Source organism: Chthoniobacter sp. (assembly GCF_040003245.1).
Taxonomy (GTDB): Bacteria; Verrucomicrobiota; Verrucomicrobiia; order Chthoniobacterales; family Chthoniobacteraceae; genus Chthoniobacter.
Map to the genome: position 1 here is coordinate 1 of NZ_JBDUCX010000245.1, position 9,974 is coordinate 9,974.

Annotated in this window: 13 protein-coding genes and 1 pseudogene; 3 read left to right on the forward strand and 11 right to left on the reverse strand. The window is 60.4% G+C overall.

Annotated features, from left to right (window positions below):
* The 10 genes and pseudogenes from ABJF10_RS25195 to ABJF10_RS25240 form a co-directional block, all read right to left on the reverse strand.
* Window positions 1–243: pseudogene (locus tag ABJF10_RS25195) on the reverse strand (hypothetical protein); the annotation flags it as partial.
* Window positions 244–335: 92 nt separating this feature from the next.
* Window positions 336–506: a hypothetical protein gene (locus ABJF10_RS25200; RefSeq protein WP_348547385.1), complete on the reverse strand. Its 171-nt coding sequence runs from the start codon at window positions 504–506 to the stop codon at window positions 336–338.
* A 60-nt stretch (window positions 507–566) separates the two neighbouring features.
* Entirely contained in the window at window positions 567–1,421 is an 855-nt protein-coding gene (locus tag ABJF10_RS25205; RefSeq protein ID WP_348547386.1) for a phytanoyl-CoA dioxygenase family protein, read from the reverse strand.
* A gap of 99 nt (window positions 1,422–1,520) precedes the next feature.
* Window positions 1,521–1,661, reverse strand: coding sequence for a hypothetical protein (locus tag ABJF10_RS25210; protein WP_348547387.1), 141 nt, complete (start codon window positions 1,659–1,661; stop codon window positions 1,521–1,523).
* 215 nt (window positions 1,662–1,876) lie between these two features.
* Complete coding sequence (locus ABJF10_RS25215) at window positions 1,877–2,146, reverse strand: hypothetical protein (protein ID WP_348547388.1); 270 nt, start codon at window positions 2,144–2,146, stop codon at window positions 1,877–1,879.
* A 461-nt stretch (window positions 2,147–2,607) separates the two neighbouring features.
* Window positions 2,608–2,991, reverse strand: a complete 384-nt coding sequence (locus tag ABJF10_RS25220) for a hypothetical protein (RefSeq protein ID WP_348547389.1) — start codon at window positions 2,989–2,991, stop codon at window positions 2,608–2,610.
* A gap of 211 nt (window positions 2,992–3,202) precedes the next feature.
* Window positions 3,203–3,883, reverse strand: a complete 681-nt coding sequence (locus tag ABJF10_RS25225; RefSeq protein ID WP_348547390.1) for a hypothetical protein — start codon at window positions 3,881–3,883, stop codon at window positions 3,203–3,205.
* Window positions 3,884–3,988: 105 nt separating this feature from the next.
* Window positions 3,989–4,924: an alpha/beta hydrolase gene (locus ABJF10_RS25230; protein ID WP_348547391.1), complete on the reverse strand. Its 936-nt coding sequence runs from the start codon at window positions 4,922–4,924 to the stop codon at window positions 3,989–3,991.
* Between the two features lie 34 nt (window positions 4,925–4,958).
* Window positions 4,959–7,412, reverse strand: a complete 2,454-nt coding sequence (locus ABJF10_RS25235; protein ID WP_348547397.1) for a DUF1592 domain-containing protein — start codon at window positions 7,410–7,412, stop codon at window positions 4,959–4,961.
* 44 nt (window positions 7,413–7,456) lie between these two features.
* Complete coding sequence (locus tag ABJF10_RS25240; RefSeq protein ID WP_348547392.1) at window positions 7,457–8,728, reverse strand: DUF1552 domain-containing protein; 1,272 nt, start codon at window positions 8,726–8,728, stop codon at window positions 7,457–7,459.
* Window positions 8,729–8,904: 176 nt separating this feature from the next.
* On the opposite strand from ABJF10_RS25240, the gene ABJF10_RS25245 reads away from it, so the two are divergent.
* From ABJF10_RS25245 to ABJF10_RS25255, 3 genes are all read left to right on the forward strand, one after another.
* Window positions 8,905–9,042: a hypothetical protein gene (locus ABJF10_RS25245; RefSeq protein WP_348547393.1), complete on the forward strand. Its 138-nt coding sequence runs from the start codon at window positions 8,905–8,907 to the stop codon at window positions 9,040–9,042.
* Window positions 9,043–9,130: 88 nt separating this feature from the next.
* Window positions 9,131–9,346 carry a hypothetical protein gene (locus ABJF10_RS25250; RefSeq protein WP_348547394.1) on the forward strand — a complete coding sequence of 72 codons (216 nt, stop codon included), beginning with the start codon at window positions 9,131–9,133 and terminating at the stop codon, window positions 9,344–9,346.
* Entirely contained in the window at window positions 9,328–9,621 is a 294-nt protein-coding gene (locus tag ABJF10_RS25255; protein WP_348547395.1) for a type II toxin-antitoxin system RelE/ParE family toxin, read from the forward strand. The genes ABJF10_RS25250 and ABJF10_RS25255 overlap by 19 nt, the downstream gene beginning before the upstream one ends.
* A 10-nt stretch (window positions 9,622–9,631) precedes the next feature.
* On the opposite strand, the gene ABJF10_RS25260 is transcribed toward ABJF10_RS25255, so the two are convergent.
* Window positions 9,632–9,952 carry a hypothetical protein gene (locus ABJF10_RS25260; RefSeq protein WP_348547396.1) on the reverse strand — a complete coding sequence of 107 codons (321 nt, stop codon included), beginning with the start codon at window positions 9,950–9,952 and terminating at the stop codon, window positions 9,632–9,634.
* Window positions 9,953–9,974 lie beyond the last annotated feature (22 nt).

Sequence of the window (9,974 nt, forward strand, 5' to 3'; positions counted from 1 at the left end):
ATCCCCCGCGCTCGTCTTGATCTCAATGTCCGCAAACCGTTCATCCGCGCGCAAGGCCCCGACATACTGCTCCACCCCCGCCTTCGGTCCGGCCAGCGTGCCATTGATGCCCTCGGCCGCGATGAGCACCCGGCCCTTCAAACCCAGCGTCGCACAAAGCTCCCGCTGCGCCGCCACCAATCCCGCGGGATCGGCGATCACGACGTACTTGTAAAAAAGGATGACGGGGAATTCAGCGGACATGATGTCCCCCAACGTCTCAGCGGGATTGCCCCCGGGAGCAAGTCCGGCGTTGGAAGAAGAGTGGGAATCCACCCGCCGGCTCAACGATTGGCCTATCGATCGATCTCGCGAAAGAGATACGTCTTCGGCCTCTGCGGCCCGTGATCGATCGTTTCGAGCTTCAGTTTCTTGTTCGGGTTGGCCGGCTTTGGCGGCTGGCTGGCACAGCCATTCACCGTGATCGCGACCGACAGCAGGAGGAGGATCTCGAGAGACTTTTTCATGAGGATCGCCCTAACAGTGCCGAAAACGGACCCGCGCGCAAACTCCTCGCGGCGCGACTATCACGACGCCACGAGATTCTTTTTCAACACCCGCGCGCTGACATCCTTCTTCGCCTCGAGCCAGGCCATGTTCGACCCATCGTCCGCGAAGCGCCGCGCGCCCACCTTCTTGATCATCGCGTCGGACACCTTTTTCAGCGGCGTGTAACGCGGGTGATGCGCCTCCTTGTAGGGATCGTTGCTCCGCGCGTTGTAACAGCAGATCATCGACCAGCGCGGCTTGTCGGAATCATTCCGCGCCGAGGCGTGCAGCAGGTTTGCATGAAAGAAAAGCGCATCGCCCGGCTTCATCACGCAATACACCAGTTCGTAGCGCTTCATCGCCTCCCGCACCCGCTCCATGTCCGCGCCCGCCTGGTCGCCCGACAGCACATGATCCACCCGCCCGAGATGATGCGTCCCCTTCAACACTTGCATGCACCCATTCTCCTGCGTCGCCGCATCCACCGCGATGGACACGCTGCAAAGATTCGGCGTCAGCACCCCATTCTGGTACCAGTATCCATAGTCTTGGTGCCACGCCCAAGCCCCGCCGACCTTCGCGTCCTTCATGATCATCTTCGAGTGGTAATGGTAGGCCTCGTCGTCCAGCAACTGTTCCACCGCATCCACCAGTTTCCGACTCCGCGCAAACATCCCGTAGATCCCATCCCCCGGATGATTCCACAACGACAGCCGCACCTTCGCCCCGGTGCCGTCGTCCCGGCTGAATGACTTCTGGTCCAGCACGCGATCGTCATGCGCCGCGCGGCTCAGGAGCCCGACCTCCTCCCGGTCAAAAAACTTCCGCACAATGATGAACCCGTCCCGGTGATAGGCGGCGACTTGTTTCGGGGAAAACTGGCCCTTTTTCATGGAGTCGTGGGGGGATTGGAAAGGAACGCGCCCTATTGATCCCACGGTTTTCCGAATCAGGGAAGCCGTTTACGACCACGGCGGCGCGCGCTGGGCGCGTTAGACGAGCAACTCAAAGATGACCGTCCCCGAAGTGCTGTAAACGGTCAGCGGTGAATCTCCCGTGTCGCTCAAGTCTCGCGCCGCCTCCACCGCCTTCAGGACATCCTCGTATTCCCGCACACCTTCTTCTCCGATCACCTTCAGGGAGCACCTTGAATCTTCGTGGCAATAAACTTGGAAGTGCACGGCAACCCGCAAACTGTCGCCGATTGTCTACAGAAATTGCAATGATTATTGTAGGTAAAAGTGTGTATATTTCGGCCGGTCGCTCTTTCGAGAAGAAAGCTCTACCGAGCCCGCCAGTCATCCACCGCAGTCCATCGGGGCTTTGCGAACCCGCTCCTCGAACACGCCTACTTCGAGGCCTGCATGGGTCTCGCCGGTTCGATGCCCAGAACCGCCGCACAAGCCCGGGCGATCTGTTCCGGCCACTCCGGATTCTTGAAATAGGTGGGATTGATTTCCTTTTGCCGCTGAATCTCGTCCTGGATCGCCTGGTGGATCGGCGTGCCCGCCACATCGTAGTCCGGGAACATCGCCATGGCCTTGGCCGTGCTCGCCTTGACCGCCGCGGTATAGGCCGCGCTATCCTTGTGGTGTGGCCTGGCGAAAGCGGGCGCCACAAGCGATCCGAGACAAATGAGGAGGACAGCAATCGTTTTCACAGAGCTCCTCCCCCGTCTCGTGGCAGGATGCAAAATGGAATTCGATTCACCGTTTCTCCGGCCCCGCCGTAGATGACCACTTCTCCTGCATCGCTCCCCGATGCCGAGCGGGCGTGCCGGGCCGCTTCGAAGAGAGATGAAAACACCTGGCCAGAATCCTCCGGAGTTCCCTTCATCGTAAACTGGGTATCAAAATCTGACGCGAAGATATGAAATTCCCGGTTCATGTCCCCACTTCTATCACTCCTCGGCCTGGCACAATAGCCAAATCGTTAAAAAACTTCGTGTTTTCACGCAAACCGATGACGGAGTGGGGGCTACCTTTTAACGAATATGCCGCGCCGACTCTCCATCCTTGCTCAAGGACGCGGCCAAATGCCTGCCCGCCAAAGTCGTGAGAAACGAAGCCGCTGCGGCAGCTAAGCCGATCGCGGAAATCGTTTCCAATGTCGCAACCGCGCAACGAATCCCGCCTTGCGCAAATTGGGATCGTCAACGCGCAAGCAATGCTGCTTCCGCGTGCGCGTCGTCACGAGAACCCGCCCATCCTGAAGCACATTTTCCACGGTCCAGAACTTATCAACAAAATAGCTGTAGGTGTCCCCCTGCCCGGCCGGGTCCACCGCATACGCCCGCGGGCTCGGATGCGTGGACACCTTTTGCATCCGATACACAATCCCATCACCCACTTCCAAATGCGGCCCCGCTTCCCCATGGATCATCGGCAGAAACTCCTTGGCCAATAGAAGAGCCAAAAAAACCGGAGCTCCAATCAATGCGAATAGCAACAGCACCGTAATCACACCTCAATGTTTAACACGAATTGTGCCTTTGTGAAACCTATAAGTTGACAATTCTACAGAACAAAGCGGTTCGTCCCCAGCGAGCGATAGCTTCCCTGCCTGCGGAATTATCGCCTGACGGAAACGGTCCAAAGACCGTGAGCACATTGCTGAAATACAAACCCGGCCGCTGAAGCGGGGTATTGCATCTCTCAGATCTCAACCGGGCCCTCTACGCCCCGGCCTCGACCAACGCGGATGATTTCGCGGGCGCGAGCAGCCGCAGCGTTTTCAGCGTTTCCGGTTCCTTGTAGTGGCGCTTCAGTCCGCTTTCCGTCAACGCCAGCGCGGGCACATTGACGATGAACTCAGCGAAAGTCTTCTCGACGTTTTCCCGCTGCAATTGCTGCCCCTTTTTGCTCGCCCAGAATTCCTCCTCGATCTTCACCAGGGCGCGCGCCGCTTCGTCCGGGCCGAGATTCTCCTGCCGCGCCAGCAGCCAGACCAATTCCGGATCTGCCGGGAGCGCCACCGGGAAAGGAACAAACGGGATCTTCACTTCTTCCTCCAACACCGTCGGATCGACCTTCACGCGATGGCTCATCGTCCGCTCCGGCAGTGCGATCTCGACCGCCACCCCAGCCCCGTCTTCGTCCGGCGTGATGGCCACATTCTCCTCGCCAAACTGCGCGACCAATTCGCTCTGCAACTCCGCCACGGTCTCCGGCTCCGCATTCGGCAGGCCGCTCGTCTCGCAGAATTTCTCAAACGCTTCGACGTGCCTCAGCAGCCGGACTTCCTTGGCTACTTCGTCGTAAATGGCGGTGGCGAGCTGCGGATCTTTCGTCGCCTTCGGCAGCACTTTTTGCAGCAGCGCGAGGAACTGGGCCTCGTTCATTCCTTTGATTTTCATGAGTTTGGTGAGAGCGGTATTTTGACGGGGGCGGGGTTTTCTCCGCTGGCCGCCAAAAGCGCAAGGCTTACCGCAACAAAGTCCCCACCGCTTCCACCGCTCCGGTCACTTCGACCGCACCACGTCTTCCGTTGGAATGAACTTTTGTTCACCCAGCCACTCGAGCGACTGCGCCTGCCAGGCGTCCCACATCGGTCCTTTATACCCATTGAGACCATGCCCGCCGGAGGGCAGCTCGAGAAATTTCGCCGGCACTTTCCTGGCCTGCAGACCTTCCAGGAACATCCGGCTATTCTCCGACGGCACGACCTTGTCGTCCAACGCATGAGCCAGGAAAGTTGGGGGCGTTTGCGCGGTGATTTGCTTCTCGTTGGAAAATTGCTCAATCACCTCCGGCTTCGGTTCCGGTCCCATCAAATTCTTCCGCGACCCCGCATGCCCTTTGTCGCCCATGGTGATCACCGGATACACCAGGATCGCGAAATCGGGACGGCAACTGAGCCGCTCAATGGGATCGTCGGATTGTGGATGGCCCGCGTCGAAATGCGTCTCCGCCGTGGAAGCGAGATGCCCGCCCGCCGAAAAGCCAATGATGCCAATGCGCTGCGGATCGATTCCCCATTCCTGGCCATGAAAGCGCACCGTGCGGATGGCCCGCTGGGCATCCAGCAAGGGAACCATCGAGTTCCCGCGCGGCAGCCGATACTTCAGCACGACCCCGGCGATCCCATGCTGATTCAGCCACAGCGCAATCCCCTGACCTTCCGCCCCCATCACCAACCCGCCATAGCCGCCCCCGGGACAGATCACCAGCGCCGCTCCATTGGGATGCGACGGCCGGTACAAAGTGATCTCCGCCTCCTCGGTTGAAAATGTGCCGTCGCCCACCGGCGCCTTCCCGGCCCAGAGCGGCAGCGGCTCGGGTTTGGCCGGCGCATCCTCCGCGCGCAGAAGTGGAAAGCACCAGAAAACCGTCACCGCCAGGAAGGCCGCGCCAAGGATTCGTCGAGCGCTGAAGCGGTGATTGAGAGGTTGTTTCATAGGAGAAGGCTCGGGCTCACCGGCCGGAGTTTTTTTACCGCGACCGGAAAATCTCGCTCGTCAGACATTCCACCAGCAGCGTGGTCAAGCCCAGATTCTCTTTCTTTACCTTGGCCTGAATGTCGTCGATGACGAAGCTGTCCGCGGGTTCCATGAGACGGCCGCTGCCATAGCTGAGGACCTCCGCAATCAGGTGACGGAGGAAGAGGTCTTCGCGGGTTTCGCCGATGACTTTTTTGAAGCCGGCAAAATCTTGATAGGTTTCGCCGGAAGTAAATTCACCGGACGCGTCGATCGGCGGAGCGCTTTTCTGCTTTCCCCGGGGATAAGCGCTGCGCCACCGCCCGATGGGATCGAAGCTTTCCAGGCTGAACCCGAGCGGATCGATCTTGTGATGGCACTCCGCACAGACCCGGTCGGCCCGGTGTCTGGCGAGGCGTTCGCGGATGGTGGTGGCGCCGGAGACATCGGACTCGATGGCGGGAACATCGTCCGGCGGTGGAGGTGGCTGAATGCCCAGGATATTTTCGCTGACCCACACGCCGCGCGTCACGGGCGAAGTCTCGACGCCATTGGCACTCACCGTGAGCACGCCGGCCATGCCGAGAAGGCCACCGCGGTGGTCACTGGCCTGCAGGCTCACCTTTTGGAAGCCGTCGGCCAGGCGCAGGGTTTTCTGCTCGGGCAGGTCGTAGAGTTTGGCGAGCTTCTTGTCGACGAAGGTGTAATCGGCATCGAGGAACTGCGCCGCGGAGCCATTGTTTTTCAGCAGATCGCGGAAAAAGAGACGCGCCTCCGTTTTCATGGAGGTGGGGAGATCTTCGGCGTAGTAGGCACGATTTGTCTCCCGCGGCGGCGGCTGGCTGCCGAGGTCGCGGAGGTTCAGCCAACTGTCGAGAAACCCGTTTACGAAAGCGGTCACGCGGTCATCCGCCAGCATCCGCTGGACTTGCTTTTTCAACTCAGCCCCGCTCGAGAGCTTGCCGGATTTGGCGGCCGCCAGCAGGGCGTCGTCCGGTGGCGCCGCCCACAGGGCGAAGGAGAGGCGCGAAGCCAGGTCGTAGGGCTGCAATGTTTTTGCCGTCTCATCGGTGGTTTCGCTGAGATAAAGAAACGGGGGCGAACAGAGGATGAGCTTGAGGGCGTCCAGCGCGGCCTGCCGGGGAGTGGCTTTTTCGCCCAGCCGCTTTTCATACAGGGCGCGGATGGGCTGGCGGTCGGCATCAGCCAGCGGGCGGCGATAAGCCTTTTCCGCGAAGGCATAAAGCTGATCCATGGCGTGATCGGCCTGGAAGCCGTCTGCGCCGAAGACCGCCACTTCCTCGACACTCCCGCTTTTCTCCTCCACCGGGCCCTGGATTTTAATGTCGCTGATTTGGATATAGGGCAGTGCCCCTTCCCGCAGGATATGGGCGCGGCCCACGAGGGACTTGGGAATCGCCACTGAGAATTCGTCCTTGTAGCGCTGGTTGACGGTGATCACGGAAGCGCGCGACTCATAAGGGCCGTTGGGGAAGATGAAGCGCGGGGTTTGGCCCGCTTCCAGCCAGACGCGGAATTTCAGCGGGGTGGGCTGGTCGTCCGGCACGGTCGTGCTGGCCAGCAGTGGCTCGATGGGCTGCGGATAGTGGATGTGGCCTTTGGTAATGTCGCCGGGCACGACCCCGAGGATAAACGGCTCCGAGAAGTCGATGCCGAAGATGGCCGGATCATAATGAGTGTCGCGGTGCATCGCCTGCGCCTCCACTTCCAGGTCGTAAAGACCGGAGGCGGGCACGCCTTTCAGGAAGTCCTCGATGTGCCCATAGCCCCCCTGACGCGTGTCGGTGTTGGGCTGCTCGTAAATGTTCAGGTAGCGGAAATTGAAGGCCTCCTTATGCGAGCCGGTCAACTCCTCGTACTGAACGAAATGACTATTGAAGTGCCATTGGCGCGGCTTCGTGACGGGTTTGCCGAGCCGCATCTCCACCAGCCGGTTGGCCGCCTGGAAATATTGATCGAGGAGAAACCCGGAAGTGACCAGCGACTGCCCGATGGTGTCGATGTGCTGGCTGGTCTTTTCCTTGGGAAAATCCGCAGTCAACCCCAAGGTATCCACGCGCCGGCCAAAGAGCGTGGCGAGCGTGTTTTCGTACTCCCGGCTGGTCAGGCGCCGCATGGCCGCATGCGCGCCGGCCTTCGCGATCGTCCCCCGCGCCGCCAAGGCTCCTTCCCGCAGGGCCTGCACGACAGCCAGCCGCTGTTCCGCCGTCGGCTGGTCGGCTTTCTTCGGCGGCATCTCTTTCAGCGCAATCTGGTCGATCATCTCCCGCGCCGAAATCAGATCCGGGACGGACTTCAGCGGAAGCTGAAACGCCTCAAGATCGCGCTTCCCTTTCTTCGTCGTGGAGTCATGGCAATCGAGGCAGAATTGCTCGAGGAACTGACCCACCACTTTCGCCGGCGGCAAGGGCGACTCCACGGCACTGGCGGCGCCGGCCCACCCCATCGCGGCCAGCACAGCCACGCTACAGGACCTCCGAATGGCCCGCATCAGGCGAAGCAGCCGCTGCTATTGCCGAAATGGTCGATCTCCACGCCCATCTTTTGCGCGATATCCACGTAGAGATTGCAGAGCGGCACCTTGCGACTGCTCTCTTTCGATACCTCGCGGAACTGGCCGTGCTTGTATCCTCCACCCGCGAGGAAGATGGGCAGGTCGGAATTCTTGTGCGAATTCGCATCGCCCATGCCGCTGCCAAAGAGCACGGTCGTGGAGTCGAGCAGCATACGGTCGCCATCATTCATGCCCGACAGGCGCGTGAGGAACTTGCCGAAGTGCATGATCTGATACTGCTCCAGCGTGATCAGGCTGGCGATGGATTCCGGGTCGTTGCCGTGATGCGAAAGGGCGTGATAGTCCTTCTTGATGCCGAGGTTCTGGGGCATGAAGTCGCCGCCGATTTCCAGCGTCGCGATCCGCGTCGAGTCGGTCTGCAAGGCCATGGCGATCAGCTCGTAAAGCATCGGCAGATCTTCCACGGCGTTATGGTTGGCCGGCTTCTCAAAGGGCGCGGGCGGCTTCGGTTGACTGGCCCAACGCTTGCGGAGTTCCAGGCGCTTTTCCACATCGCGCACCGATGTCAGATATTCGTCGAGCTTGTCCTTGTCCTCCTTGTTCACCTGCCGGGAAATGCGGTTGGCCTGTTCCATGACCGAGTCGAGGATCGATCCCTGCACCTGCTGCTCCTCCGCCCGGCGAGCCCGGCGTTCTGGCGAGTCACTGACGAAAAGCCTTTCAAACAGCTCCGCCGGACCCGTGATCGGCGGCACCCGCACGCCGGATTTGGTCCACGCGATCTGGCAGCCCCCGTGAATGCCACCCTCCGAACCGACCGTGAGCGACGGAAAGCGCGTCTGGTAGCCGACTTCCTCGGCGAGATACTGGTCGATGGTCACATTGCCTTCGGGACGGTTTTGCGCCTCGGAATTCAACACTCCGGACAGAAAGGAATGCACAGCGAAGTGCCCGCCCTTCACCCCATGATCCAGCCCGCGATAGACCGTCATCTGGTTGCGATTCTCCCACAACGGCTCCAGCAGCGTGGTCTTCTCGTACTCCACCCCGACCGTCTTGGGAAAAAGCTGCTTCGTCTGGAAACCGAGCAGATTCCCAATCGCGACGAAACGCCGCGCCCCCGCCCCGGCACCCTTCACCGTCTGCAAGGCAGGATTTCCCTCCACCGCCGCGGCCATCAGTGACGGCAATTTCGGCAGGGCGAGGGTAGCACCGATGGATCGGAGAATGAAGGTGCGTCGGTTCATAAAAGGAGGCTTTAAGAGAATATCACCCGCGGGCGGTTTTCTTTGGGGAAAAGGGGGCACGAAGTAACCCATCGCTATCCCACGCGTTGGGCTGCCAGGCAAGCCCACGATCCTCTCGCATTTATCGGGCGCGCAAAAAGTGGCTCGGCTGGACGCGAAAAAAAATTTCCGATCGCATGAAGCTCGTTGCATTCCTCGAAATGCGCACAGCAATGGAAGGCTGGATCGACGGCGGCGGCCCTGGCGGCAAACCGTACTGGATGTGCTGTAAAAAGGAACTGTGGGGAGAGTTCGCTTTCGAGGCTCCGTTCTGAGGTGTCAAAATTTCACTGACGACTTACAACCCGTGGTTTATGATTCGCCGGTCGGTCGGGCTCACCATTTGACCGGCGAAATTCCGAAATGAGCACACTCCAGGAAATCAAAACAGCGATTGCCCACCTGCAACCTCGCGAGCGGGCACTTCTCACCGCGGAGTTGCTGGCGGCAGAGCCCGAGCCGGACATGCAGGAATTGGAGGCGGCGCTGGACCGCGGCATGGCAGACGTAGCTGCCGGCCGGGTGCGCCCGATCTCGGAAGTACCGGCACTGATTCGGGGATGGCTTGGCAAGTCCTGATCACCGATAGCGCGCTGGCCAATCTGCGGGAGATTGTGGAATTCATCGCGCAGGACGATCCCCAGGCCGCTGAACGCATGGGCAACCGGCTGGTCGCGCGGGCGCTGGATCTGGGCACGATGCCAGAGCGGCATGCGCTGCACGATGCGGCCCGCGGCATCCGCAAATTCCCCGTGCTCCCGTTTCTCGTTTTCTACCATTGTGACCATACTTCACAAACCGTCAGCATCGTGCACTTCTGGCACGGTGCCCGCCAGTGGCCGGAATTCGGTTAGAGTGAGTCTCTCACTCGCTCTCTAGCCCGCGCGGCAATGAGCGCTTGAAAACCAAACCTGAGGCTGCAAGCCGGAGGACATCGAACTCGGCGCTCGAGCTGCGACGAACAGTCGCCATCAGCCACGGTGCCCGGCGTTTGATTTCGCCCATATCGAGCGGCGCAACTTCTCCACGCTCGATTTCACCCAGGCCGATCTGAATTTCCCGGCGCAATTGCTCGCGGCGGATCTCCCACACGTCTTGCGATTCACCCAGCCAGGTGACCAATTCGCTGCGCTCCTCGGCCGGAAGCGCCGCCGCGGCGGCTTTGATCTCATGCAGCGTGCACATGGACAAAGACTACCAAAGCGAC

Bases quoted from the DNA above. Each gene is read 5' to 3' on its own strand.
- ABJF10_RS25200 (WP_348547385.1), bottom strand. From the start codon at position 506: ATGAAAAAGTCTCTCGAGATCCTCCTCCTGCTGTCGGTCGCGATCACG.
- ABJF10_RS25205 (WP_348547386.1), bottom strand. From the start codon at position 1,421: ATGAAAAAGGGCCAGTTTTCCCCGAAACAAGTCGCCGCCTATCACCGG.
- ABJF10_RS25225 (WP_348547390.1), bottom strand. From the start codon at position 3,883: ATGAAAATCAAAGGAATGAACGAGGCCCAGTTCCTCGCGCTGCTGCAA.
- ABJF10_RS25230 (WP_348547391.1), bottom strand. From the start codon at position 4,924: ATGAAACAACCTCTCAATCACCGCTTCAGCGCTCGACGAATCCTTGGC.
- ABJF10_RS25235 (WP_348547397.1), bottom strand. From the start codon at position 7,412: ATGGGGTGGGCCGGCGCCGCCAGTGCCGTGGAGTCGCCCTTGCCGCCG.
- ABJF10_RS25240 (WP_348547392.1), bottom strand. From the start codon at position 8,728: ATGAACCGACGCACCTTCATTCTCCGATCCATCGGTGCTACCCTCGCC.
- ABJF10_RS25245 (WP_348547393.1), top strand. From the start codon at position 8,905: ATGAAGCTCGTTGCATTCCTCGAAATGCGCACAGCAATGGAAGGCTGG.
- ABJF10_RS25250 (WP_348547394.1), top strand. From the start codon at position 9,131: ATGAGCACACTCCAGGAAATCAAAACAGCGATTGCCCACCTGCAACCT.
- ABJF10_RS25255 (WP_348547395.1), top strand. From the start codon at position 9,328: ATGGCTTGGCAAGTCCTGATCACCGATAGCGCGCTGGCCAATCTGCGG.
- ABJF10_RS25260 (WP_348547396.1), bottom strand. From the start codon at position 9,952: ATGTGCACGCTGCATGAGATCAAAGCCGCCGCGGCGGCGCTTCCGGCC.